The organism is Paenibacillus sp. FSL H7-0357 (assembly GCF_000758525.1).
Lineage (GTDB): Bacteria > Bacillota > Bacilli > Paenibacillales > Paenibacillaceae > Paenibacillus_AQ.
In genome coordinates, this window is the sequence record NZ_CP009241.1 from 1,181,880 (window position 1) to 1,207,233 (window position 25,354).

Genomic DNA, 25,354 nt, shown 5'->3' on the forward strand with positions numbered 1-25,354 from the left:
ATTATTTCGAGAGAGGTGCAAGGCTATGAAGCCGAAAATTGTGTTCGTGATCAATTATTTTTACCCGGATTATGCTTCCACCGGCCAACTGCTGACCGAGCTGTGCCTGCATCTGCAGAATGACTTTCAAATTACCGTCATTGCTTCGCAGCCCGGCTATTCCGGGGAGGCGAACACAGAGAAGAGAAGATTCATTACCGATCACCTGGAAAATATTGAAATTATCCGTATCCGTCTTCCTGTGGTCAATAAGCTGAATAAATGGAGTAGGCTGCGATATATCGTAACCTACTTTTTTTATGCCATTGTTGCCGTGCTGAAGCAAAGAAACGTGGATTTTATCTATACGATCTCACAGCCGCCGATCCTCGGGGGGCTGATCGGAACGATCGGCAAGCTGCTGAAACGGTCGAAGCATATTTATAATATCCAGGATTTCAACCCGGAGCAGGCGAAGGCGGTCGGCTTCATGCAGAATGCCAGGCTGATGAAGCTTGCCCAATGGGTGGACACCCTGAACTGCAAGCTGGCGGATCACATTATTACGGTAGGCCAGGATATGCAGGAGACCCTGCTGAGACGGTTTGCCAACAAGAAGGTGACAGAGAATACCGTCATTAACAATTGGACCAATGAACAGGAGATTATTCCCTTAAGCAGGGAGCATCCACAGGTCCAGGGCTTCCTCGAGAAGCATGGCCTGCAGAATAAATTCATTGTGATGTATTCCGGAAACCTCGGACTCTATTACGATCTGGAGAACCTGGTCAAGCAGACGGCAGCCTTCCGTCATCTCGATAATCTCGCCTTCGTCTTTATCGGAGAGGGAGCAGTGAAAGCCAAAATGCAGGAATATGTGGCGGAGCACGAACTCTCGCAGGTCTATTTTCTGCCTTACCAGCCGAAAGAGGATCTGGTGTACTCCCTGAACGCTGCCCATGTACATCTGGTAGTTAATCAGAAGGGAATCAAGGGTGTCTCCGTTCCCAGTAAAATCTACGGGGTCATGGCTGCAGGCAAGCCGGTGCTTGGTGTCCTTGAGAACGGAAGTGAGGCGTACCGGCTGATTCGGGAAAGCAACTGCGGTCTTCTCGTCGAGCCTCACAGTTATGAGGAGGTTGTCCGCAGCGTGCTGGCTTTTTATGAATGGGATAGTGAAGAGCTGGAGGCCTGCGGGATGCGGGGAAGAGCCTATTTGGAACAGTATTTAAGAAGGGAACTGTCTCTTGAACGTTATAGAGAGCTGCTGCTGTCTTTAAAAATCTCATAAAAGGTGGGGGAATTCATGAAGCTGGTGTTATTGTCCGGGGGTTCCGGAAAAAGATTGTGGCCGTTATCCAACGATTCCCGCTCCAAGCAGTTTCTCAAAGTACTGGAGAACGAAGAGAAGGAAATGGTCTCTATGGTCCAGAGGGTATGGGGGCAGATTGAGCGCAGCGGACTGGGTGCATCCACGTTTGTAGCTACGGGGAAATCGCAGATTGAAATGATGCACAGCCAGCTCGGCCCGCATGTGCCTCTGATCATCGAGCCGGAACGCAGGGATACCTTCCCGGCCATCGCGCTTACAGCGGCCTATCTGTATTCCTTTATTGGAGTGGATCCGGATGAAGTGATCGCCATTCTGCCGGTGGACCCGTTTGTGGAAAACCGCTTTTTTGATACCGTCAAGCAGCTGGAGGAGGTTGTGTCGGCAACGAGAGCGGATCTCGCACTGATCGGCGTACAGCCCACGTATCCCTCTTCCAAGTACGGCTATATCATCCCTGAAAGCGGTGCGGATTCCTCCGGCGGCAGCCTGAAAGTCAGCCATTTCCGTGAGAAACCGCAGGAAGAGGAGGCCAAAAACCTGATTGCCCAGGGCGCCCTGTGGAACTGCGGAGTGTTTGCCTTTAGGCTCGGCTATCTTATCGATATATTGAGCGGGCAAGGCTTGCCTGTGAACTACGAGGAGCTGTCGGAGCAATATGACCAGCTGCCCAAGATCAGCTTTGATTATGAAGTGGTTGAGAAGGCAGCCCATATCACTGTGGTTCCCTATGAAGGTTATTGGAAGGATCTCGGGACGTGGAACACTCTTACAGAAGAGATGAAAAACAATCAAATCGGCAGAGGAACGATCAGCGGGGATTGCAGCAACACCCACCTGATCAATGAGATTGATATCCCCGTGTCCATTATCGGTTTATCCGATATTGTCGTGGCGGTGAGCCCGGACGGGATTCTGGTCACAGACAAGAGCGAAAGCCCGAGAATCAAGGACTACATTGATTATAATCAGGGACCGATGTATGAAGAGCGTCAATGGGGCTGGGTAAGAATACTGGATGACCAGTCGTATGAGGACGGACGCTGTGCCGTTACTAAACGGGTATGCATTCTTGGCGGCAAAAGCCTCAGTTACCGGATGCACACCAGCCGGGAAGAGGTTTGGACCATTATTAAGGGAGAGGCAGAGTTTGTGCAGAACGGGAATTTCATGCTTATCGGCCCGGGCAATGTCCTGCATATTCCGATGAAGACATTGCATACGCTCAGAGCTTCTGCCGACCTGGAGATGATAGTGGTCCAAAGCGGGCAGGTACGGGAACCTAACCGGATGCTTGAGCTGTACCCTACATGGGATGAGATGTCACAGCATTGCTTCAAAACCTCCTGAATAGCCGAATCATCCTAACCCAAAGGAGGCCAACACATGCATGCAATCGCCGATCAGCTGGAGGAAATCGTTCAGAGGCGTTATAACCGCTGGAAAAATGCAGAGCTGCCCGCTTATCTCAGCAAAGAGCTGAATGAGCTGAAGTCTGCGGAAATTATCGACCGCTTCTATCAGGATTTGCAGCTTGAGGATCATGGCATTTACGGAATTACCGGGGTTGGAACGAACCGGATGAATATATTTACGATCCGCCGCGTTTGCCGGGGACTGGCTGAGGAGATTAAGAGCCGCGGCTTTGCCGCCGGGCAGAGAGGCATAGCCATCGGCTATGATTCAACGTCCTTTTCCAAAGGGCTTGCGGAGCAGGCGGCGCTCGTTCTGGCGAATCATGAGGTGAAATGTTATCTGTTCCGCCAGCCTTCTCCCGCAGGTGAACTGGCATTTGCCGTACGGTATTTACATGCTGCCGGAGGGCTGCTCATGTCGAGCGGGGGGGAGGCCTCCGGCTACAGCGGCTGCACCCTTTATGATGAGCATGGAATGCCGGTAGAGACGGAGACCAACCTGCGCTTGGCCCGTTACATGGAGCAGTGGGAAGATGGGCTTCATATCGGATTGATGAATGTAGAGGAGGCGGCCCGTACAGGCCGGCTTGTCTTTACCGGGGAGGAAGTCGCCAGCGCCTATCTGGAAGATGTGGAACGGATTCCGGTCTCCCGGGAAATCAATCAAATCATGGGCGCTTCTGTGCGTATCCTTTATATCCAGCCGGGGCAGGGGGAGGCAGGACTGCTGCGCAGCACGCTTCTGCGTTCCGGCTTTACCTCGGTACATGTCGTTCAGGACCCGAAGCTGCAGAGCGCGAAGTCATCCTCCCAATACTTTGAGCTGTACGATTGGCGGCTGGCGAATGAGGCGGCTGCGGAGATGAATGCCGATCTGATTCTGGCGTTCAACCCGCAGTATAGTGAGCTGGCCTTGTCCATTAAGACGGAAATGGGCAAGTATCTTGTATTAAGCCACAGTGAAACGGCGGCGCTGCTTCTCCACTATCTTTTGCGGCAAAAGAACAACAGAGGGGGAAGCACTGCCGGTGGAGTGCTGCTTAAGTCTTTTTTTACAAGTGATCTTGCCTCGTCTATTGCCCGAAAAGAGGGGATTAAGACGATCAATGTTACCGGAGGTTTTGGCGGAGGGGCATCGCTGGGGAAATTTTGCCGCTCGGGCAATCTCCCTTTTCTGTTCGGTTACGATGAGGACGGCGGATTTGCGGTCGGGGGCTCCATTGCTGGCAGTGACGCCATTCAGTATGCTGTGCTGATTGCCGAGATGTCAGCCTATTTTAAGTCCAGGGGCAGAACACTTGGCAAAGAGCTGCTGGACTTGTATGCGGAGCACGGCTGGTTCGCAGATGACAGGATAGAGCTTACATACCGCGGACTTGAAGGCCGGCAGAGGGTGAGCTTTATCATGGGGCGGCTGAGCAAGGATGCGTTAAGAGTAGTGGGCGGATTAAAGGTTGAGCAGTTGTATGACTTCCGGGCCCGGGAGCATATCCAACTGGCCAAAGGCAAACATTTGGCGCTGGATATGCCGCGGTATGACGCGCTCAAATTTATAATGGAGGACGGGTCCTGGTATGGTCTGCGGCCGGTATCTGCACAGCCGGGCATTCAGCTGTTCCTCGGCAGCCATGCTTCTGACAGCCTTGCCAGCAGGCGGAAGCTTGCAGCTATACGATCCGACGTGCTGTTCATGCTGGAAAGCATGCTGTGAAACTGAAAATTTTTATTTGTTTACAATGTTATTCGAAACGAATATAATTGAGTCGACAAATACTCTTATCGAGGTATTTTTTGAGAGCCTTAGAGACTGTCTGAAATTGCGGAATGTTGAAAATGGGTATGTAAAGAGGCATGGAAACGGGTTAAAGCAATAGTTTATGTCTTGTAGTCGCGTATTGAATAATTATTATTTGTTTATTCGTTCTAATAATTCGAATGGAGGAATTTGAGTGGAGTTAAAACAGTATTGGACCGTAATCCGAAAGCGATTATGGCTGCTGGTCCTGCTTGTTGTTGTGATTACTACCGCCACGGGAATATACACGTATGAATACACCGAGAAGCAGTATACGGCGTCAACGAAGCTTATTGTAACCCCCAAGCAGGAGGTTGAACTGCTTGGCGGCAAGCTGGATCTAAGCACCATCAACTCCAACATCCGGCTGATAGCGACCTACAAGGAGATCATAATGTCGCCGAGGATCATGAATCTGGTCGTCCAGCAGTATCCTCAGCTTGGCCTCACATCCGATGAAATGCTGAAGAAGGTAACTGTATCCGCCGTCGAGGAATCCCAGGTGATGTCCCTGGAGACAGTGGATACTTCTTACGCTCAGGCAGCTGCAATTGTGAATGCAGTGGCTGCCATATTCCAGTCAGAAGTGCCCAAGGTGATGAAAATAGATAATATCAGCGTCCTCAGCGAAGCCAATCCGGCTGATACTCCAGATCCCACATCACCGCAGCCGCTGCTCAATATGATTATCGGACTCGTTCTGTCCCTGATGATCGGAACGGGACTTATGTTCTTGCTCGATTACCTGGACGATACGATCAAGACGGAAGCGGATATCCGCGATGTGCTGGGTCTCTCTACGTATTCGGCAGTCCCGGCGATTACACAGCGGGACCGGGTGGCAGCCCCGAGAAATACAGCCAAGCCGACGAGGAGGAAGAAGAATGTCACGTTCGAAGTCTAAGCATTATCTGATTGCGGATCCCAGTCTGGATTCCCCGGCTGCCGAGGCCTACCGCAAGCTGCGGACTACTCTTGATTATTCGCACCAGGATGAAGGCATCCGGACGCTCATGATTACTTCGGCATTAAGCGGCGAGGGCAAAAGCACGACTGCTGCCAACTTGTCGATGGCTTACGCGCAGTGCCGGAAAAAAGTGCTGCTGATTGATGCGGACCTGCGCAGCCCGTCCCAGCACTCCATATTTAATGTAGAGCAAAACCCGGGAATCAGCGCGGTTCTAAATGGCCAGGCTCTGCTGGAGGAAGTGCTTGTGCCTGTGCTTGACGGAACATTGACGCTGCTTCCGGCCGGACCCCTCTCCGGCAACCCTGCGGAGCTGCTGACCTCGCCGCGGATGAAAGATTTGCTGGCTGAGCTTAGCGGGAAGTTCGATCTTATCCTGATTGACACCCCCGCACTGCTGACCTACAGCGATGCCCAGATCATCGCGGCCCAGTGTGACGGCGTCCTTCTGGTAGTCAAGCCGGGCAAGGTGAAGAATGGCGCTGCGCTTAAGGCCAGAGAGAGTCTGGCGCTGGTTAAGGCACGGGTGCTTGGGGCCGTCCTGAGCAACGTCAACCGCAAAAATGCCGGCCGTTTTATCTACTAGAAGAAGAGTACAGGAGAATAGCTATGAATGCTTTCATTTATCTCGCTTTTGCATTGCTCCCGCTGGACAATTTCCCCTATATGTTCGGCGGAGCATACAAGCCGGTTTCTCTGATTTTTATCGTACTGTATTGTGTACTCAAGATTCCGGTACTGATCCGGATGAAGTTCCAGAGAAAGGAGATCTGGATCTTTATCGTTCTGGTATCGGCAGTCCTGATCTCCGCAATCCTGGGCCTGCAGAACAATTACTCCTTTGCGGGGCTTCAGGATGCAGTGGTTTCTCTGGCCGCCGGCATTATCATCTATCTGAGCTTCAGAATATATGTGCATTCGAGCGAACACCGCAAGGATTCATTCCTGACCTTGTTCCGCTGGATGTTCAGAGGATATTGGCTGGCCGTCATAATCGGTCTGCTCCAGCTTGTATATATGTATGCCTTTCATAGCGGCGCGCTAAGCAGTGTAATCGGTTTTTTCGTCCAGAGGGATTCTTACGTCACCGCAGGACGGCTGCATTTTACATTCTCGGAGCCATCCTACATCGGACTTCATACCAATCTGCTGCTGTTCCCGGCCTATCTTATCCTGAAGAAATACAATTATTTAACGAAATCCGACAAAGTGCTGTTATGGATCTTTATCCCGTTATCGCTGCTCTCCTTGTCTATCCGTTACTATCTGGATCTGCTGTTTTTTGTGGTCGTGTATGTCATTGTTACCAGCAAGCCCGAAAAGTTCCTGATGTTATTCATGAAGTTTATGATGTACCTTGCGGCTGCTGCTGTTCTGCTGAATATCGTGTTTGTTAACAATCTCTTTCAATTAAAATCCGATCATTACTACCGTATTCTGCATATCTACGAGGATCCTGCCAGTATTACGGAAGATAATTCATTCAGCATCAGGAGCACTTACTCCAGCCTGGGTTTTCGATCCTTTCTCGATAAGCCGTGGTTCGGGTATGGAATGGGGAATTACTATTACGGCTTTATGCATAATTTGGACCATATTCCCGCTGACACCCTTGAAGAGAACGAGGAGCTTAGGGACGCTAAATACAATCTGACCCTACCGCAATATAACATGTACACCCGGCTGCTGTCGGAATTCGGCCTGCTGGGGATTATGCTGATTTTTTTATTGCTCTCTTTAGTAAGGCTCAGCCACAAGGGCAATTTCCCGAAGCTGATGGTCGTCCTGCTGTTGTATTCGCTTCTGCAATTTGATTCTTTTGCCTTCATCCAAGTGCTCTTTTGGGTGGCTATTCTGCAGAGCGAGGAGGTGTCCCGGCTGCGGATTGGCAAGGCGGAGAGCACAGAGAATAAAAGAAAGATGGCTAAGATGCATTCGGGCCCGTGGGTCCAGCTGCGGAGGTCAGAACATTATCCCAAGTGACAATGAAGGTGATCATAATGAAGAAAATCTGCATTATCGGCCAATTTCCCCCGCCTGTACACGGATTGTCCAAAGCACTCGAGACACTTCTGAATTCCCGGCTTTTTAACGAAAAATACGAACTTACCCATGTGGATATTAAGGACAATAAGAAAGTTGCTGCTCATATGAGCATGATCAACCGCCAGGACACAGATATTTTTTACTTTACCATTTCACAATCCAAGTGGGGCAATCTGCGGGATATGCTTATTCTGGCCAATCTGTTCAAGAAGGGTAAAAAAGTGGTCATTCATTATCACGGCGGCTACTTCAGACAGCTGTACAGCCAGTTTAATCCCCTGCAGCGGGCTATCAACAAGAAACTGCTCGCGAAAGTGGATGTGATGATTGTCCTCAGCAAAAGTCTGGAATGCCTGTTTTCCGGGATTGTCGATGCCGGGAAAATCAGAATTTGCGAGAACTGCATTGAGGACAGCCAGCTCTTAACCTCATGGGAATACGAGAGCAAAATCTTCAGGCTGATGGAAACCGGAAAGCCGCTTGAGGTGGTATATCTGAGCAATTTCATTAAGAGCAAGGGATACTTCGATCTGTTGATGGCAGCGGAACGGCTCAGGGACCGGGACATTCATTTTCATTTTGCCGGCAGCTTCTTCAATCGGGAGGATGAGGAGGAGTTCCTGGACTACATTCAGCAGAACGGGCTGCAGGATAAAGTGTCTTATCATGGCGTGGTAACCGGGGAGCGCAAGAAACGGCTGCTGGAGCGCTGCGATATCTTTGCGCTTCCGACCTATTATCCCAATGAAGGGCAGCCGATCTCCATAATTGAAGCAATGGGCAACGGACTGGCCATTATCTCGACGAAACATGCCGGCATTCCCGACATCGTATCCGAGGAGAACGGCTTTCTGATCGAACCGCAGTCGCCGGAGGCGATTGCCGGAGTCATCGCCGGACTGCTTCAGGACCGGAGCGGAATGAAGCAAATGGCTGATGAGAACCGGAGTAAGATTCTACGCAGGTATAAGGAAGCGGACTATCTAAAGCGGTTGGAACTAATTATGGATGAGGTCTGAACAATGAAGATGAACTTAGCGAAGTATGATCAATCCTGGTTCGTTAGAGGGAGAAGCGGCGCTGTAGTAATGCTGTGGTGGCTGATACAGGCAACCGTGTTCAGAGTGTCGCTGCACAATATGCATGGCTTCCGCAGCGCTTTGCTGCGTCTGTTCGGCGCACAGGTAGGCAAAGGGGTAAGGATAAGGCCTTCGGCGAAGTTCACGTATCCCTGGAAGGTCAAGATCGGTGATTATTCCTGGATTGGAGACCATGCGGAGCTGTACAGTCTGGACAGCATCGTGATCGGCGACCATTGTGTGATATCCCAGAACGCCTATTTGTGTACAGGCAGCCATAAGCTGAATGATCCCCATTTCGGTCTCATTACGAAACCGATAGAGCTGAAAGACGGAGCATGGGTGGCTAGCCATGTCTTTGTATACCCCGGAGTAACAATCTATGAAATGGGGGTTGCAGGGGCAAGGAGCACCGTGATGAAAGATATTCCCGCGAACCAGGTTCATGTCGGATTTCCCGCCGTGTATTTCAAAGAACGATTCACGAGCTGAAAGGCTGCACCATTAAAGGAGAGTAGCAATGAGAATGATGAAGAAGGCCTCCGGCAAAAACTTTTCGTGGCTGTTCACCGGAAATTTAATTTATTCGTTATCCCAATGGGGGATGGTGGTTTTGCTGGCGAAGCTCGGAAGCCCGGCCATGGTCGGCCAGTATGTGCTGGCTCTGTCAATTACGGCTCCGGTCATTCTGTTTGCAAATTTCCAGCTTCGTGATTTCCAGGCTACCGATGCCAGCAACCAGTATTCATTCCAGCAATATTTAACACTCAGACTGCTGTCGATGACGGCTGTATTCCTCCTCATTCTCGCTGTTACTGCATTCATTCCGCTATCCCTGAATACGCTTCTTGTGGTCTGGTTCGTCTGCGCAGCCAAAATGGTCGAATCCGTCTCGGATATTTATTTCGGATTATTCCAGCGGAATGAAAAGATGGAGTATGTCGGGAAATCCATGATTCTAAAAGGCTTGTCCTCTGTCCTTGTGCTTGGGATAAGCGTCTATCTGACCCAAAGCATTGCCGCCGGAGCTTTAGCACTTGTGCTTGCCTGGCTAGGGATACTCTTATTCTACGACATGAAGAACGGGGCTGCCATGCTGCACAGCGTTTCGGCGGAAGGGAGACTGAAGAAGGGCCGCCTGATGAGTCTCTGGAAGGATTTCGGGAAAGGGGAGCGGTCTACGCTCAAGGGGCTGCTCCTGCTTGTATTGCCACTGGGTATTACCGCTACGCTGGATTCCCTGAACAGCAGCATTCCGCGTTATTTTCTCCAGCATATCGGCGGTGAGGAAGCGCTCGGGTACTATTCTGCGATCGCCTACATCATGATGGCGGGAGGCACCTTTGTCAATGCAATGACACAGGCGTCGAGTCCGAGGCTGTCGCGCTACTACCGGGACAACCTGCAGCGGTTCAAACGGCTGCTCCTGCAGATCATGGGCCTATGCCTGCTGCTCGGACTAGCGGGTCTTTCCGCTGCCTATTTCATGGGTGAGTTTCTGCTCAGCCTGCTCTACAGTCCCGATTATGCCGCGTACAACAATGTCTTCATTATTATCATGCTGGCAAGTACGCTCTGGTATATGACAGGCTGCCTCAGTGCAGCTTTAACCGTCTCCCGTTATATTAAGCTGCAAATTCCGGTATTTCTGCTGACCTGCTTATCCATTATCGCAAGCTCCTTCCTGCTGATCCCGGTCTATGGGGCAACCGGCGCCGCGTGGAGCATTTGCATCGGGATGGGGACAAGATTTGTCTGCAGCTTTGCGCTGGTTCTTCATGCCTTGTCCAGGCAGGCGGCACTTGCCAAACAGGCGGAGCAGCGGGAGGCGAGGATCGCTCTCGGCGATATCGCCAGGGGATAAGTTCTTCTATTTAAGCTCACAAAACTTTGATGAGGAGCAGAAACATGAACATTACTGTGATAGGAACAGGGTATGTCGGTTTGGTGTCAGGTGTATGCTATGCAGAGCTTGGCCATCAGGTGTATTGTGTCGATAAGGATGCGGAGAAAATTGAGCTGCTTCTGAGTGGCGGCATTCCGATTTATGAGCCGGGGCTTGGAGAGATGTCCTGCACAAATATGGAGGCGGGCCGGCTCCGCTTCACGACTGACCTGTCCGGTGCAGTGTCGGATGCAGAGCTGGTAATTATAGCGGTAGGAACGCCTTCGCTGCCGAGCGGTGAAGCAGATCTGCGGTTCGTCGATGCGGCCGTAAGGGAGATCGGCGCGGCCATGAACGGTTATAAAGTAGTCTGCGTGAAGAGCACCGTGCCGGTAGGCACCAATGACAGAGTCCGTGAGCTGCTGAGCGAGTTATACGAAGGGCCGTTCGATATTGCTTCGCTTCCGGAATTCCTGCGTGAAGGAACGGCTATCCGGGATACGCTGGCTCCGGACCGCATTATCATCGGGACGGACAGCCAGCGTGCTTCCAAGCTGCTGAGCGGACTGCATGAGCCGCTGAACACCAGAATATTGATCACAGACATCCGCAGTGCGGAGATGATTAAATACGCCTCCAATGCTTTTCTGGCTACCAAAATTTCATTTATCAACGAGATCGCCAACATTTGCGAGAAGGTAAAGGCCGATGTCACGGAGGTAGCCAAGGGAATGGGACTGGATACACGAATCGGGCCCTCGTTTCTGGGAGCGGGTATTGGCTATGGCGGCTCCTGCTTCCCCAAGGATACAACAGCGCTGATCCAAATCGCAGGCAATGTGCATTATGATTTCAAGCTGCTGAAATCAGTAGTGGAAGTCAATAAAGAACAGCGCTATAGTGTCATCAGCAAGCTACATCAGGCACTGGGCAGCCTGGAAGGCAGAACCATTGCACTATGGGGGCTGGCCTTCAAGCCGGAAACCGATGATGTCCGGGAGGCTCCTGCACTGGAGATCGTAGACAGGCTCATTCAGCTTGGCGCTACTCCTAAGGTATACGACCCGGTGGCCATGGATAATTTCCGGCGGCTGCGGAATCATCCCGGGATCCAGTGGTGCAGCTCGGCGCTGGAAGCTGCGAAGGACAGCGACGCGTTGTGCCTGCTGACAGAGTGGAAGCAGTTTAAAGAGATCAATCTGGCCGAGGTAAAAGCAGCCATGAGCGGCACCGTCCTCATTGATGGCAGAAACGCCTTCTCGGAGCAGCAGGTAAGCGGATTGGGCTTCGGGTATTACCCGGTAGGGCGGCCTTCGCTCCAGGAGCCGTTTGAAATTCCGGAAGTCGTGTAGCTTTGCAAGGGGCGATCCAGCCGGATCGCGAAATCAATCCCTGCCGTAAGTGTGGCGGGGATTTTTTTTGCGTTTCCATATCCCTGATTACTTAGCCTGGGAATGGAAATTGGATTAATTTATTGTAACCTATAAATCGAGAAACTTTTAGACCGGTTGATGCGTCAAAGGGATAGTCAAGAAATTGGAATTATTTATTATCCAGGAGGGTGAGCTTGTGAAGAAGTTATTTATTTCGATTTTAGCGGGGTTGCTGGTGTTCCCGATGCTGCTGCAGTCCCCGGCTCAGGCAGATGCACCTATCAAAATTGTGATTGACGGTGTTCCCTTACCTACTGATCAACCCCCCATATCGGTGCGTGGACGAACGCTGGTGCCGTTACGGGCCATTTTTGAAGCCTTTGATGCCACCACCACGTGGAATAAGCAGACAAAAACAGTAACAGCAACAAAAGAGGATACAACGATTATATTGAAGCTTGGCTCCACACTTGCCACGATTAACAATAAGCCTGTTATCCTCGATGTGCCTGGTCAAAGTTTGAAGGGCAGAACGCTGGTTCCGACACGGTTCGTCAGCGAAGCTCTGGGTCAGGAAGTGGTATGGAATTCCAAAGCGAGAACAGTGTCCATAACGACTTCCGGAGGTAAAGGTGGAAGCGTAAGTCCGGCATCCAATGTAGTCCTGCAGGATGTGAGTGACAGCGGTGACGGACGTGATCTGCAGGTCAGCTTCGTCCGTGCGGCAGATGAGTCCATTGTTGATCATTACAGGGTATTGATTGTGAAAGCGGGGAACACATTAAACTTGTCATCCGCCCAACAGATCGCACCGTCCAATTATTCTACTGTATTGTCTATCGGAGCTAATCCTACGTTTAAACTGAACGCTGGGTCGAGGGATATCAGCGGTGAATTAATTAAAGTCAATCAGCCGTATATTGCTTATGTTTTGGCGGTAGGCAAAGGGAATAATACCAGTGCCCTTTCGAATAGTTCTGCAACGCTTACGTTGGTGAATAATATTGTATCCGCACCAACCAATATACAAGTGAATGATGTCGGGGATAATGGCGATGGACGGGATTTGTCCGTCAGCTTCAACAAGTTGCCGGATGAATCGAAGGTCAATTCTTACCGGATATTTGTAGTCAAAGCAGCGAACTATACAAATTTCAATGTGGCGGCAGCAAACGCAGTTTCCAGCTCTAACTACACCCAAGTCAGCAAGACGGGAAATAATCTTTCTCAGGTCTTGGCTTCAGGATCCAGGGATGTCGATGGAGCGCTTATAAAGTCGGGTGTGAGCTACCGGGTGTTTGTTATGGCGGTAGATAGCAGGAATTCGGCCAATCAAGTACTGTCTCCTGCGTCATCCGCGATTACGTTGTCCACTACAGGAATCTCAAGCTTCATCGTTAGTGATGTTAATGACTATGGAGACGGCCGGGATATGAAAGTGTCCTTTGTCCATCCCACAGCCGAAGCTAATATTAACCAGTATCGGATTATGGTCGTACCTACAGCTTACTACAGCGGCTTCAGCGTATCTGAAGCGAATAATGTATCCAGCTCCAATTATACAGCGGTGAGTACATCAGGAAGCAGCACCAATCAAATCCTGACCTCATCAACCAGAGACGTACGGGGTAATTTGATCAAAAATGGAACTGGTTATCAAGTGTACGTGTTATCGGTTGGAAGCAATTCAAGTGCAAATGTGCTTTCCAGCGCTTCATCGGTTATTACGCTGCTGACTGACTTCAGTATGGGAGCCGTTTCTAATCTAACAGTAAGCGACGTTAGCGACAATGGTGATGGACGGGATTTGAAAGTATCCTTTACTCATGCTGCGGACGAAAGGTACATCAGCAAATATCTGATCATGGTGGTGCCAACCTCATATTACAGCAACTTCAGCGTATCTGAAGCCAATCGTATATCCAGCTCCAACTATACAGCGGTGAGCACATCAGAGAATAGCACCAGTCAAATATTAAATTCATCCTCCAGAGATGTGCGCGGCAATTGGATCAAAGAGGGAACCACTTACAAAGTGTATGTATTATCTGTTGGTAGTGGGAATTATTCAGGTTCTAATGTCTTGTCCCAGGCATCCACGGACATTACGTTGTCTTCCAAAACCCCTGTGGTTTCTGTAACCAACGTCACGTATCAAGTGAACGACAGCAGAATACTGGCCCGCTTCACCAAATCGTCCAATGAGACCAATATTTCTGAATACCGGGTATTAGTAGTTCCGGCCAAGCAGGGTTTTGGCTTAGGTGATGCGCTTGGGGTGACAGCTTCCTCTTACAAGTCGATCATTCCTAACGGAACGAACCCGGTAATTACAGCATCAACAATAGATGTCAACGGTAGTCCAATTATTAAAGGCAAAAAATATAAACTGTATATTCTTGCCGTGGCAAATAACAAGGGGACGCAGAATGGCGGCCTTTCAGATTCAACGGAGGAGTTTGAATTATAATAGTCAATGTTAAATGAGTCCGTAAGCCTGACCTTCCAAGGTCAGGCTTTTGTTATGTAGTTAATAGAAGAGATGTATGATGTACGGCCGTTTGAGCATTATAAATTCAGTATGGAAGTGTAGATGACCAGAGCAGGGCACCCGGCAGTCTTTACCGCAGCTGACTCAAGAAAAGACTTTTGAGGTTAATAACGTAAATAACACAAGGAGCGGTAACGTCTGCTTGATTTCATATCAGAAGGGTGCGAAGTAAACGATGACTCATCTTGCAGATCAGATTATTATGCTGCTGGCGGTGCTGCTGCTTGTAGGAGTGCTTTCCACAAAATTCTCTACACGGTTCGGCATGCCGGCGCTCGTATTATTTATTGCGGTGGGGATGGTACTCAGCCACTTTGTCTATTTTAACAATGCATCCCTGACCCAGATTGCCGGGATTTTTGCACTGGTCGTGATTCTGTTTGAAGGCGGGATGCAGACCAGCATGAAGGATATCCGGCCGATTATGGCGCCGGCGTTGTCCTTGGCCACGGTGGGCGTGCTGCTGACTACAGCCATAGTAGGCGTTTTCGCCAAATTCATACTGGGAGTGCCTTGGGCGGAAAGCCTGCTGTTCGGAGCGATTGTCGGTTCAACGGACGCAGCCGCCGTATTCTCTGTTCTGGGCGGCAAAAACATCGACAAAAGGTTGACCTCCACACTGGAGGCTGAGTCTGGAAGCAATGATCCGATGGCCGTATTTCTGACCGTATCGCTGATTGAATGGATTCAGCATCCCGATACTGCCATCTGGAGCCTGCTGCTGTCCTTTGTATGGGAAATGGGGATTGGCCTGCTGCTGGGGATCATTATCGGCAAGGTGGCCGTATATCTGATCAACAGAATCAACCTGGATTCCACCGGTCTGTATCCGGTAATGGCTATAGGGTTTGCCGTATTGACCTATGGCCTTACAGCCATGGTACACGGCAGCGGACTGCTTGCCGTCTATGTGATTGGCCTGACGCTGGGGAATTCCGAACTGATGTATCACCGCACCATCATGAATTTCAATCACGGCTTTGCCTGGATGATGCAGATTGCTATGTTCATTCTTCTGGGGCTGCTGGTGTTCCCGCAGGAGCTTGCAAATATCGCTTGGGACGGGCTGCTGCTATCCGTCATCCTAATGGTAATTGCCCGGCCGGCCGGGGTATTTATAAGCCTGCTCTTTGCCAAATTCTCTTTCCGGGAAAAAACACTGATTTCATGGGCTGGCCTGCGCGGCGCCGTGCCGATTGTACTGGCCACCTATCCGCTGCTGGCGGGTCTTCCGCAGGGACGGCTGTTCTTTAATGTCGTTTTCTTCGTCGTCCTTACTTCGGCTGTTATTCAGGGGACGACGATTTCACCGCTTGCTTCCAGACTGAAGCTGGTCGGGCGGGAAGAAGCGGGGCAGCCTTCCCTCATGGAGCTTGTGGCCCTTGGCAAGACGGACTCGGAATTCAATCATATTGGAATACAGCCTTCTATGCCGATTGCCGGGATGCAGATTGCAGAGCTGGGGCTGCCTGATGATATTCTCTTCACGGCGATCATACGGGATAAGAATATTGTCACTCCGCATGGCAATACCGTCATTCAGGCAGGAGATACAGTCTATGTGCTTAGTCCGAAGTCTAAACGCGACGAGATGCGGGCGATCTTCCGGAGCGGAAAAGGCAAGGCGGCTCAAGCGGAAACTACCTAGGTTTAGATCCTTGTATTTCATGTAATTTTTTATGCCGCAATGATGTGATTTGTGTCAATATAGGTGCTTATGCTCCAATGTGACACAAATAATAGGAGTATAACAGAAAGTTATGCTAGAATTTGCAGCAACAAAATCGTCGTAATCGTTGCAAAAAGTATAACTTCATGTTATATTGTATATAGATTTAGAACAAGTCTAAATACAATAACATATATACAAACCATAGGAGGCTATTAGAATGAGTACACAAGTAAAGAGCCAGACTGAACTGCACGCTGCTTTGAATCGCCAAACTGCGAACTGGACCCTGCTCGGAGTGAAACTGCATCATTACCACTGGTATGTGAGCGGATCGCAATTCTTCACGCTGCATGCCAAATTCGAAGAACTGTACAATGAGGCTGCAGGTTATGTGGATGAGCTGGCTGAACGCCTGCTAGCTATCGGCGGACAACCGGCCTCTACTATGACCCAATATCTGGCCCTCTCCGAGCTCAAGGAAGCTGTCGGCGGCGAAAGCGCCAAAGAAATGGTTACCCAACTCGTAAAAGATTTTGCCCTTGTTGCAGAAGAGCTGAAGCATTCCATCGCGGCAGCAGAAGAGCTGAGCGATCAACCGACTGCTGATCTGCTGATTGGTATCAGAAGCAGTGTTGAGAAGAGCGCCTGGATGCTGAATGCCTACCTGGCATAAGACCAAGTGACCAAGTAGCAACAATCAGGAACCGCCTGTGATTCCCGGTATAGAAGCTGTGGCCGGGTTTATGGGTTGTGTGCATTGTCTGTAAATTAAAGAGTGCCCTTGCGTGATACGCACGGGCACTCTTTTTGCTAATTAAGGTTTGTATTTATCCCTACTTAATAAATACTCCCCCGAATGGCAGAGCCTCACGGAGAAACCGTTTGATAATCCCGTCCTCATTGTTGTCGCGTTCAAAGCGCCGGCTCTGGCGACCGGCTTGGAACAGCACGGGCCCGTGGCCTGTCATCTTCCAATGATAGCTCATATGCTGGCTGGCCAGATGATTGCCGTAGACGGTCAGCTCAAGCTTGGCATTCTCGGGGTAGGCAATGACGCTTCCGGCATCCACATACAGCGGATCGAAGGGATGCAGCTCCGCTTCGCATACCGTTCCCTCAGTTAAGATGCCGATGCTGCCCCTGCCGGAGAACTTCACCTTAATGACATCGCGTGTCACGAGCATATTCTTCATGCTGAGCACCCGGGTCTGCATCGTAACCCCTTTACTATAGAAGAAGAGATGCCTGAAATCATAGAGCAGATCGCTTTTTCCGTCGAGCTGCAGCGTTTTGATCCGATAACCGGGAGGAAGTGCGGCAACGAACCGGCAGGGCCCGGACAGATCCGAGCGGATCAGCTTGCGCTTGCGGTACATGCCCTTGACATCCATCAGCCGGTCCGCCCGGCCTGAAGAGGGACCTTGATATGCAATAATCTGCTGCGGATGCAGCACATGAACCTCTTCGTTCTCTCCAACAGTAAAGGCAACGGCTTGTCCGCTGCCGCTGTCGCCTTCATCCTGGACATCAACGTTCATAGCTTACACTTCCTTGTTCCTGTGACTTCTTGTTTCTGCGGGTAACGCTCTCCTTGCGGACTACCGCAGCCGGTCGCTTCTTCTGGACCGGTAGCGCATCGCGAAGCGAAGCAGCCGGGTGAGCAGGAAATAACCGAATATAAGGGCAACCCCAGTAATGACCGTAACTTTAATCCGGTTATAGTAGTTTTCCCGGGCCGTACGATCGTTTTTCAATTCATCTACCACCAGGCTTAATTGGCGGTTCTGCTCCTGAAGAGCCTCATTCTGGGTACGGTACGTCTCCATCTCCTGCAGTGTCTGTCCCAAGGCTTGGGTCGTTTCGCCCAGCTCATTTTTGGTCTGCTGGAGCTCATCCACCGTTTGCTGGTAGCTTTCCTGCAATTGATTAACTTCACCGGGCAATTCCGAGAAATTCTGCAATCCCTTATATATATCGCTGAAGTAATTGGCCTGAGCCGCAGGAGCCGGCAGGGCTGCCGTTATCCCAAGCAGCAGCAGGGCCGAACTTAACAGCTTGATCAATTTGCTCATTACATGTTTTTTCATTACATATCACCACCTGGTATAGGCTAATATTACTTTTATTTTAACATAGCCGGACAACTTCCGGGTACCTTACAGGGGAAGTCTGGCATCATTTGGCGGATAAAGCACATTTTTGTCCCGAGTTTTGGATATAAAGGGACTTAAGCTTTTTTACCCTGGGGCTTGCGGCTATAACCATAAAAGTAATACAGCATTAAAGACACTCAGGTTTCGGTTTTGCTACCACAGGTGTACAAATTATCGTATACTTTGAACGGAAAGGGGCTGATGTGATGAATAAATGGCTCAAGACGCTATTGTTTCTGGCAGGTTCTGCCTTTTTGACGCGGTTAATCCCGTTCTCTTCCTTGTTCCGCAATCTGGATACGATGGTTCACGAGTTCGGCCATGCGCTCATGACCCTGCTGCTCTCGGGAAGTGTGCTGCGCATTGAGCTGTACGCCGATCACAGCGGGGTCACCTATTCGGCCATTGGTGCGGGAGCACAAGCGATACTGGTGTCGCTGGCCGGATATCCGCTGGCTTCGTTATTCTCTTTGCTGCTGTTCTATTTATATAGAAGAAACCGGCTGCAATGGGGGCTGATGCTGTCCACCGCCATAGCACTCATTATGCTGATTTTATATGTGCGGGGCGGATTCGGCATGATGTGGCTGACCGGCTTTATTGCGCTGAATCTGGCAATGATGTTTCTCTGGCCTAAGATCAGCAAATATTATTACTTGTTTCTGGCGTTTCTCACGCTTGAGGAATCCGTAATGGGTACACTTTTTCTGGTATCGTCTGCGGCATTTACACCCTCCCGTGCAGGGGATGCGGCCAATCTGGCGAGGTTGACTCCTTTGCCGGCCATCTTTTGGGCAGTGCTGTTTCTTCTATTTTCATTGCTATGCGCCAAAGGGGCACTGGGTTTCTTGTTCAAGGAAGAGCGCCGGAACGGCAAACTGGGGAATAGGTGAAATTACACGAATTTTTCGTCATCTTTAGACAAAAGAACGATCTTTCGCAAAGAGGCAATCCACTTTTTAGTGGAGTGGCTCTTTTTTTGTCGATATTCTAGGTCCGAACATATATTCCATGACAAGGAGTTGTCCGCCATTATTGGTACATTAATAGAAGATCCAAAAAAAGAAAGAGGTGGAAATATGCAAGCAAGTATCCAGCCCATATTTACATGGAGTCAAAACCGGATTTTTGCAGGAGCTGCTCGAGATGTAGTTTTGCTAGTCGAGTGGGAAGGCATGGTCCAAGGTGTGGAAACCCGCAAGAAAAGCCGCAAAGTCGTTGCCCGTGAAATTGAACTGAGAGTATGGCTTGAAGCGCATGTAAGTCTGAAGGCATGTTATGGATGTGTAGTGGAGGCAGGGGAAGGCAGATCGCTGCTGCTTAAGCTTGGTAAAATACATGCGGGAGGGAGGAAATATATAGCGCTGGAATTCACTATGGCGGCGATGCCAGCCGGAAACCATGAAGCACTCTGGCTGCAGTGGCAATATAAACAACCCCCGGTGGAACGCATCCGCGAGCTGCCCTTGCATAAGCTAAGCCTAGAGTATACCCACCATACCGATGTGCTCGGCACGGTCAGTTGCTTTCATGTAGCCAAGCATTTGGAGCTGCTCAAGACAGCGATGGTGATGGAAGAAGCAGTGGCCTTAAGTTCTAAGACATCCGACCCAGCTTCCTATGATAAGTTGCGCAGACAGGCGGATGATCTGCTGCTGCTGGCAACCCAGTCTGGAGACATGCAGCTGGTTAAAGAGGCGGAGGCTTTGTACAAGCAGTTGGACGTTGGGATTCAGGTCTGGTGACTCTAGGAATACACAGTTTAAGATCCAACAACCGGTAACTAGGGCATATACATAACTGCACTATTTCGCTGAGTGCAAACCAGAATAGCTGACAGATAGAGCGATATATTAATGTGGTAATATAGTAAAATAGTTCTATTATATTTTTGTAACGAGGTTATTAATTCCCTGTTTTTAGATATATATAACTAATTTATTTAAAATAATGGGTCTATTTTACCATAAATCAAGGGGAACTGAAAATGACAGACCGATTAATCCGGCTGATGCGCATCATTACGCTAGTTCAGGCCAAACCCGGAATTTTAGCCCGTGAGCTGGCGGAACGCTGCGGCAACAGTGAGAGAACGATATACCGGGATATGGATGCGCTAAGTGCCATGCATATCCCTATTACCCACCTGGGGCACGGGAAGGGATATGCTTTTATCGGGAACTTTGCACTCTATCCTTTAGATTTGTCGGAAGAAGAATCGGCCGCATTTTCACAGCTCCGCGGCATTATGAATGACATTAAGCCACTGCTGCCTGCGCATTTTGAAGACGCCTATGAAAAAATCATGGCTGCGGAATATAAGCAGAAGGCGGAAAGGGAAGAGAAGATGGAAAGCGTAAAAAAAGAAGCCGGGCAGCATTGGACAGAGAGGGGGACTTCGCAGGGGGAGCCTTCGCCTTTTCTGACGGAAATTCTGCTGGCTATAATGAAACAGCGAAGCTTTCAGGCGGATTACAGTGAAAATGCCTATGAAGAGAAGGAGATACAGATCGATCCGTACTGCCTGGTTCCGCTGGAGAACCGCTATCATTTAATTGGTTTCTGCCACCGCTTTGGCATGATCCGGGCTTTTCACATCAACGGGTTCTCGAGTGTCAGGCCGTTGAACCGTTTTTTTTCCAAGGAGCAATTTGATCTGCAGTCTTTTATGAAGCAGAAGTGGCGTTTGGACCAAGACAGTCTGGAGATCGAATTCAAGGTGAAATTTTCGGAACGGATGATGGATTGGATCAAATATGAGGAGTTGTTTGTAAAACCGAGCAAGGTGGACCGCCAGAGCCGCTTTCTCCACTTTAAGGTAGCTGTTGAACAGGATATTGGATTTGTTCGTTGGATCATGAAATTCGAGGAGGAAGCGGAGATTGTGGAGCCGTTTTACTATAGGGATATGATGAGGGTTCAACTGGAAAGGTGGCTATTGGTCTACAAATAGAGCAGGATCTTTTTGTTTTGTCATTAATTATACCCTTAAACCCTATGAGGTTAGTTAATCTTGTAAATTTTTCTTGTCTACCATGGTTTTATATAGTAATGTTATACATTAAATAACAACTATGTCGAATTAATGCTAAAAACTAACTTATTATGTAAGGTATTCGCGGTTGAATCTCTCTTTTAGAGAGATTTTCTTGTCAGTCATTTGACCTTTGTTCAATTTTTAATAGAAGAGAGGGTTCATTTTGATCCAGCCAATTCTGGAAATTGAGGATTTGCATACTCATTTTTTTACGGATCGTGGAGAGGTTCCTGCTGTGGACGGCGTCGATTTGTATATTGATCCGGGCGAGGTTCTTGGAGTGGTTGGTGAATCGGGCTGCGGCAAGAGCGTCACTTCATTGTCCATCCTAAAGCTGGTTCCGAATCCTCCCGGCCGGATTGTAGGCGGCCGCATTCTATTAAAAGGGCAGGATCTTGTGCCGCTTAGGGAAAAAGAAATGCGAAAGATCCGCGGAGACGCGGTATCGATGATCTTCCAGGAGCCAATGACTTCGCTTAACCCGCTGTTTACGGTAGGTCAGCAGATTATCGAAACTGTGCGGCTTCACCGCGGCTTATCGAAAAGAGAAGCACGGGAGCATGCGGTAGAGATGCTCCGCAAAGTAGGAATACCGCGGCCGGAAGCGATCATTGATGAGTATCCTCACCAGTTGTCGGGCGGCATGCGCCAGCGGGTGATGATCGCGATGTCGATCTCCTGCAGTCCGGAGCTGCTCATTGCCGATGAACCCACAACGGCGCTGGATGTAACGATTCAGGCGCAGATTCTGGATTTGATCCGGCGGTTGAATGAAGAACAAGGCACTGCGGTCATGCTGATTACCCATGATCTTGGAGTCGTGGCGGAGATGTGCCACCGGGTTGCTGTTATGTATGCCGGCAAGATCGTAGAGGAAGGCTGTGTGCGCGATATTTTTAAAAATCCGCTTCATCCCTATACGAGGGGGCTTATACAGTCTGTGCCAAGAATGAACGAGGTCCGGGAACGGCTGTATTCCATTCCCGGCAATGTGCCGATTCTCAATAAAGATATGCAGGGCTGCCGGTTTGCACCCCGCTGTCCGGATATGATGGACATCTGCCGCGAGTCGCTTCCTGAGCTGTCACTGCAGGAAGACCGGCACAGCTGCAGATGCTGGCTGCATGACAGCCAACAGGAGGATGCTGTATGAGCGAGAACCTGCTCGAGGTTATTGGCCTCAAGAAGTATTATCCGATTCATAAAGGTTTCTTCAACAAGGTGCAAGGGGCTGTCAAAGCGGTGGACGATATTTCCTTCTCCGTAAACAAAGGCGAGACCTTTGGACTGGTGGGGGAAAGCGGCTGCGGCAAATCGACAACCGGGCGTTCGCTGCTGCGGCTGATCGAGCCTACAGCAGGGGAGGTCTGGTTCGAAGGCCAGGATATCACCAGGCTCACTCTGGAAGAAATGCGCAAGCGCCGGCGGGAGATGCAGATTGTCTTTCAGGACCCGTTCTCTTCCCTTGACCCGCGGAATACGGTGCAGCGTATTCTGGAAGAGCCGATGATTGTACATGGTGTTGGCGATGCCAGGCAGCGGAGGGATACTGTCGAGCGGCTGGCTGATGTAGTCGGCTTGGCGAAGGCACATCTCCAGCGTTACCCGCATCAGTTCTCCGGCGGACAACGGCAGCGGATTGGAATCGCCCGGGCGCTTGCCCTGCAGCCGAAGCTGATTATAGCGGATGAGCCTGTGTCCGCACTGGATGTATCCATCCAGTCTCAGGTCATTAATCTGATGCAGGATTTACAGAAGGAATTTGGACTTACCTACATATTTATAGCCCATGATCTCAGTGTGGTGAAGCATATCTGTGACCGTGTCGCCGTAATGTACCTGGGACGGATTGTAGAGATTACCGATAAGTACAAGCTTTATGCCGAGCCGCAGCACCCGTATACACAGGCGCTGCTGTCGGCTGTTCCCGAACCCGATCCCGATATCCGCAAGAAACGGGTTATTCTGCAGGGGGAAGTGCCGAGTCCGGCCAATGCGCCTGTCGGTTGTGCCTTTAATACCCGTTGTCCCCGGGTGATGGACGTATGCCGCAATGTAAGACCACCGTTGATCGAGACCGGGCCAGGGCATCTAACCGCATGCCATTTATATGATGATGCTGACACCCGGCTGGCTTAACAAGACTTGACGACATCTTAGAAAGACTCCGGCAGGAGTTATCTTAAAATATAAGAAATTATATGTTTCACATGATAACTTATCCTTCTATTTCTCGCTGAAACGGTACCGTCCTTAAAAAGGACGGCAAAGCCGTTTACACTTGGTATTCAGAGCGAGCAACCATTCATGAATGCAATTAGTGGACTTGGTATATGGCAGTGCTTTGGCGCAGCTCCATATAGACGCTTTAATACTTTTAATGAAGGAAGGGAGTTTTCTAGAGATGAACAAATGGAGTAGTCTTGCACTGGCAGTGACGCTGGGGGCGGTATTAACGTTAAGCGGCTGCGGAGGCAACAATAACGCAAGCACGGAATCAACTGCGGGGGGCAATACAGCGGCAACTGCCGCACCGGAAAGCTCTCCTGATTCTGCGGCAACGTCACAGGATACACTGATATTGGGGCGCGGCGGTGACTCGGCTTCGCTGGACCCGGCAATCGTAACCGATGGTGAATCTTTGAAGATTGCCCATCAGGTATTTGACTCTCTGCTGGAATACAAACCGGGGACCTCTGAGGTGCAGGCTTCACTTGCAGACAGCTGGGAAGTCTCAGCCGACGGCTTAATCTACACCTTCAAGCTGCATCCGGGTGTGAAGTTCCATGATGGATCAGACTTTGATGCCGAGGCTGTCGTGTTTAACTTCACGCGCTGGAGTGATCCGGCAAGTGAATACAAATTCGAAGGCGATTCCTTTGACTACTATGACTCCATGTTCGGTCCGGACGGAAGCCGTGTCATTAAAGAGGTGAAGGCTGTTGATGCCACAACCGTGCAATTTGTGCTTAATCAGCCGCAGGCCCCTTTCCTGCAGAATATCGCCATGACCTCCTTCGGGATTGCCAGCCCTACAGCGATTAAGGAGAAGAAGGAAAACTTCAAGAATGAGCCGGTAGGCACAGGACCGTTTGTGTTCACCGAATGGAAGCACAATGATTCCATTACGCTGGACAAGAATCCGGGCTACTGGAAAGAAGGGCTTCCTAAGCTGAACAAAGTTATCGTCCGCTCCATTCCGGATAACTCTGCGCGCTTCACTGCTCTGCAGAACGGTGAAATCGACCTGATGGAAGACCTTAGCCCTGATGATCTGTCCACACTGGAAGGCAACACCGGGCTGCAGAAGATTGAACGCCCGCCGTTTAATGTCTCGTACCTCGGCTTCAACTTCAATAAGAAACCTTTTGACAACGTGAAAGTAAGACAAGCGCTGAACCATGCGGTGAATAAGCAGGCCATTATCGAAGCGTTCTTCTCAGGTCAGGCAACGGCTGCTGTTAACCCGATGCCGCCATCACTATGGGGCTATAACGATGCCGTGAAGGATTATGAATATGATCTGGAGAAGGCAAAAGCGCTGCTGGCTGAGGCTGGATATCCTGAGGGTCTGCCGGATCCGGTAACCTTGTATGCTATGCCAGTCTCCCGTCCTTATATGCCTGACGGCAAGAAGGTTGCTGAGGCGATTCAAGCCGATTGGGAAAAAATTGGCGTGAAGACGGTAATCGAGTCCCCTGAATGGGCTACTTACCTTGACGACACAAAAGTCGGAGAAAAAGATGACATCTACATGCTCGGCTGGACCGGTGATAACGGTGACCCGGATAACTTCCTGTATACGCTCCTTGATAAAGATGCTATTCCGGGCAACAACCGTTCCTTCTATATTAATGAAGAATTGCATACGGTTCTGATCAATGCACAGAAGGAAACGGACCAAGCCAAACGCTCCGACCTGTACAAGCAGGCTCAGGAAATCATCAAAGCGGATGCGCCTTGGATTCCGCTTGTGCACACGACTCCGCTGCTGGCTGCCAAAGCCAATCTCAAGGGTTTTGTTCCAGGTCCGACAGGTACGGAATATTACAGCGCAATCTACTTCGAATAG

At 50.0% G+C, this 25,354-nt stretch carries 21 protein-coding genes; 19 read left to right on the forward strand and 2 right to left on the reverse strand.

The features are described 5' to 3' along the window. The first annotated feature begins 25 nt into the window (after window positions 1-25). The 13 genes from H70357_RS05230 to H70357_RS05290 all read left to right on the forward strand — a co-directional run bounded on the left by H70357_RS05230 (window position 26) and on the right by H70357_RS05290 (window position 16,765). On the forward strand, window positions 26-1,270 hold the full coding sequence (locus H70357_RS05230; protein WP_038586549.1) for a glycosyltransferase family 4 protein: 1,245 nt from the start codon (window positions 26-28) through the stop codon (window positions 1,268-1,270). Window positions 1,271-1,285: 15 nt separating this feature from the next. Continuing rightward, window positions 1,286-2,659, forward strand: coding sequence for a sugar phosphate nucleotidyltransferase (locus H70357_RS05235; protein ID WP_038586552.1), 1,374 nt, complete (start codon window positions 1,286-1,288; stop codon window positions 2,657-2,659). 36 nt (window positions 2,660-2,695) lie between these two features. Then, a complete protein-coding gene (locus tag H70357_RS05240) occupies window positions 2,696-4,435 on the forward strand; it encodes a phosphohexomutase domain-containing protein (protein WP_038586555.1) in 1,740 nt (579 codons plus the stop codon). Window positions 4,436-4,673: 238 nt separating this feature from the next. After that, complete coding sequence (locus tag H70357_RS05245) at window positions 4,674-5,423, forward strand: YveK family protein (protein WP_038586558.1); 750 nt, start codon at window positions 4,674-4,676, stop codon at window positions 5,421-5,423. Beyond that, complete coding sequence (locus H70357_RS05250; RefSeq protein WP_038586561.1) at window positions 5,404-6,072, forward strand: CpsD/CapB family tyrosine-protein kinase; 669 nt, start codon at window positions 5,404-5,406, stop codon at window positions 6,070-6,072. Before H70357_RS05245 ends, H70357_RS05250 begins: the two co-directional genes overlap by 20 nt. 23 nt (window positions 6,073-6,095) lie before the next feature. Next, a complete protein-coding gene (locus H70357_RS05255; RefSeq protein WP_038586564.1) occupies window positions 6,096-7,469 on the forward strand; it encodes an O-antigen ligase family protein in 1,374 nt (457 codons plus the stop codon). A 17-nt stretch (window positions 7,470-7,486) separates the two neighbouring features. Continuing rightward, entirely contained in the window at window positions 7,487-8,551 is a 1,065-nt protein-coding gene (locus H70357_RS05260; RefSeq protein WP_038598684.1) for a glycosyltransferase family 4 protein, read from the forward strand. A gap of 3 nt (window positions 8,552-8,554) precedes the next feature. Beyond that, window positions 8,555-9,103, forward strand: coding sequence for a WcaF family extracellular polysaccharide biosynthesis acetyltransferase (locus tag H70357_RS05265; RefSeq protein WP_038586568.1), 549 nt, complete (start codon window positions 8,555-8,557; stop codon window positions 9,101-9,103). Window positions 9,104-9,131: 28 nt separating this feature from the next. After that, a complete protein-coding gene (locus H70357_RS05270; RefSeq protein WP_052091837.1) occupies window positions 9,132-10,475 on the forward strand; it encodes a lipopolysaccharide biosynthesis protein in 1,344 nt (447 codons plus the stop codon). A gap of 44 nt (window positions 10,476-10,519) precedes the next feature. Further along, window positions 10,520-11,848: a UDP-glucose dehydrogenase family protein gene (locus H70357_RS05275; RefSeq protein ID WP_038586571.1), complete on the forward strand. Its 1,329-nt coding sequence runs from the start codon at window positions 10,520-10,522 to the stop codon at window positions 11,846-11,848. Between the two features lie 217 nt (window positions 11,849-12,065). Continuing rightward, entirely contained in the window at window positions 12,066-14,339 is a 2,274-nt protein-coding gene (locus H70357_RS05280) for a copper amine oxidase N-terminal domain-containing protein (protein ID WP_052091838.1), read from the forward strand. A 256-nt stretch (window positions 14,340-14,595) separates the two neighbouring features. After that, window positions 14,596-16,068, forward strand: a complete 1,473-nt coding sequence (locus H70357_RS05285) for a potassium/proton antiporter (protein WP_038586574.1) — start codon at window positions 14,596-14,598, stop codon at window positions 16,066-16,068. 241 nt (window positions 16,069-16,309) lie between these two features. Further along, window positions 16,310-16,765 carry a Dps family protein gene (locus tag H70357_RS05290; RefSeq protein ID WP_038586577.1) on the forward strand — a complete coding sequence of 152 codons (456 nt, stop codon included), beginning with the start codon at window positions 16,310-16,312 and terminating at the stop codon, window positions 16,763-16,765. 160 nt (window positions 16,766-16,925) lie between these two features. Here the strand turns inward: H70357_RS05290 and H70357_RS05295 are convergent, their stop codons facing one another. Then, a complete protein-coding gene (locus tag H70357_RS05295; RefSeq protein ID WP_038586581.1) occupies window positions 16,926-17,630 on the reverse strand; it encodes an AIM24 family protein in 705 nt (234 codons plus the stop codon). A gap of 60 nt (window positions 17,631-17,690) precedes the next feature. Next, window positions 17,691-18,179, reverse strand: coding sequence for a hypothetical protein (locus tag H70357_RS05300; protein ID WP_038586583.1), 489 nt, complete (start codon window positions 18,177-18,179; stop codon window positions 17,691-17,693). 272 nt (window positions 18,180-18,451) lie between these two features. Between H70357_RS05300 and H70357_RS05305 the strand changes: the two genes are divergently transcribed. From H70357_RS05305 to H70357_RS05330, 6 genes are all read left to right on the forward strand, one after another. After that, window positions 18,452-19,138, forward strand: coding sequence for a M50 family metallopeptidase (locus H70357_RS05305; RefSeq protein WP_038586586.1), 687 nt, complete (start codon window positions 18,452-18,454; stop codon window positions 19,136-19,138). Between the two features lie 186 nt (window positions 19,139-19,324). After that, entirely contained in the window at window positions 19,325-19,990 is a 666-nt protein-coding gene (locus H70357_RS05310) for a hypothetical protein (RefSeq protein WP_038586588.1), read from the forward strand. A 242-nt stretch (window positions 19,991-20,232) separates the two neighbouring features. Then, complete coding sequence (locus H70357_RS05315) at window positions 20,233-21,198, forward strand: helix-turn-helix transcriptional regulator (protein ID WP_038586590.1); 966 nt, start codon at window positions 20,233-20,235, stop codon at window positions 21,196-21,198. Window positions 21,199-21,445: 247 nt separating this feature from the next. Further along, window positions 21,446-22,435, forward strand: coding sequence for an ABC transporter ATP-binding protein (locus H70357_RS05320; protein ID WP_038586592.1), 990 nt, complete (start codon window positions 21,446-21,448; stop codon window positions 22,433-22,435). Then, the gene (locus H70357_RS05325; protein WP_038586594.1) at window positions 22,432-23,421 is read left to right on the forward strand and encodes an ABC transporter ATP-binding protein; all 990 of its coding nucleotides are present in this window, start codon (window positions 22,432-22,434) and stop codon (window positions 23,419-23,421) included. Before H70357_RS05320 ends, H70357_RS05325 begins: the two co-directional genes overlap by 4 nt. 265 nt (window positions 23,422-23,686) lie before the next feature. Continuing rightward, window positions 23,687-25,354: an ABC transporter substrate-binding protein gene (locus H70357_RS05330; RefSeq protein WP_197073653.1), complete on the forward strand. Its 1,668-nt coding sequence runs from the start codon at window positions 23,687-23,689 to the stop codon at window positions 25,352-25,354.

Coding starts and splice junctions, on each gene's coding strand:
- H70357_RS05270 (WP_052091837.1), top strand. CDS start 9,132: ATGAGAATGATGAAGAAGGCCTCCGGCAAAAACTTTTCGTGGCTGTTC.
- H70357_RS05285 (WP_038586574.1), top strand. CDS start 14,596: ATGACTCATCTTGCAGATCAGATTATTATGCTGCTGGCGGTGCTGCTG.
- H70357_RS05295 (WP_038586581.1), bottom strand. CDS start 17,630: ATGAACGTTGATGTCCAGGATGAAGGCGACAGCGGCAGCGGACAAGCC.
- H70357_RS05275 (WP_038586571.1), top strand. CDS start 10,520: ATGAACATTACTGTGATAGGAACAGGGTATGTCGGTTTGGTGTCAGGT.
- H70357_RS05240 (WP_038586555.1), top strand. CDS start 2,696: ATGCATGCAATCGCCGATCAGCTGGAGGAAATCGTTCAGAGGCGTTAT.
- H70357_RS05260 (WP_038598684.1), top strand. CDS start 7,487: ATGAAGAAAATCTGCATTATCGGCCAATTTCCCCCGCCTGTACACGGA.
- H70357_RS05230 (WP_038586549.1), top strand. CDS start 26: ATGAAGCCGAAAATTGTGTTCGTGATCAATTATTTTTACCCGGATTAT.
- H70357_RS05290 (WP_038586577.1), top strand. CDS start 16,310: ATGAGTACACAAGTAAAGAGCCAGACTGAACTGCACGCTGCTTTGAAT.
- H70357_RS05235 (WP_038586552.1), top strand. CDS start 1,286: ATGAAGCTGGTGTTATTGTCCGGGGGTTCCGGAAAAAGATTGTGGCCG.
- H70357_RS05255 (WP_038586564.1), top strand. CDS start 6,096: ATGAATGCTTTCATTTATCTCGCTTTTGCATTGCTCCCGCTGGACAAT.
- H70357_RS05305 (WP_038586586.1), top strand. CDS start 18,452: ATGAATAAATGGCTCAAGACGCTATTGTTTCTGGCAGGTTCTGCCTTT.
- H70357_RS05300 (WP_038586583.1), bottom strand. CDS start 18,179: ATGAAAAAACATGTAATGAGCAAATTGATCAAGCTGTTAAGTTCGGCC.
- H70357_RS05325 (WP_038586594.1), top strand. CDS start 22,432: ATGAGCGAGAACCTGCTCGAGGTTATTGGCCTCAAGAAGTATTATCCG.
- H70357_RS05265 (WP_038586568.1), top strand. CDS start 8,555: ATGAAGATGAACTTAGCGAAGTATGATCAATCCTGGTTCGTTAGAGGG.
- H70357_RS05310 (WP_038586588.1), top strand. CDS start 19,325: ATGCAAGCAAGTATCCAGCCCATATTTACATGGAGTCAAAACCGGATT.
- H70357_RS05250 (WP_038586561.1), top strand. CDS start 5,404: ATGTCACGTTCGAAGTCTAAGCATTATCTGATTGCGGATCCCAGTCTG.
- H70357_RS05315 (WP_038586590.1), top strand. CDS start 20,233: ATGACAGACCGATTAATCCGGCTGATGCGCATCATTACGCTAGTTCAG.
- H70357_RS05330 (WP_197073653.1), top strand. CDS start 23,687: ATGAACAAATGGAGTAGTCTTGCACTGGCAGTGACGCTGGGGGCGGTA.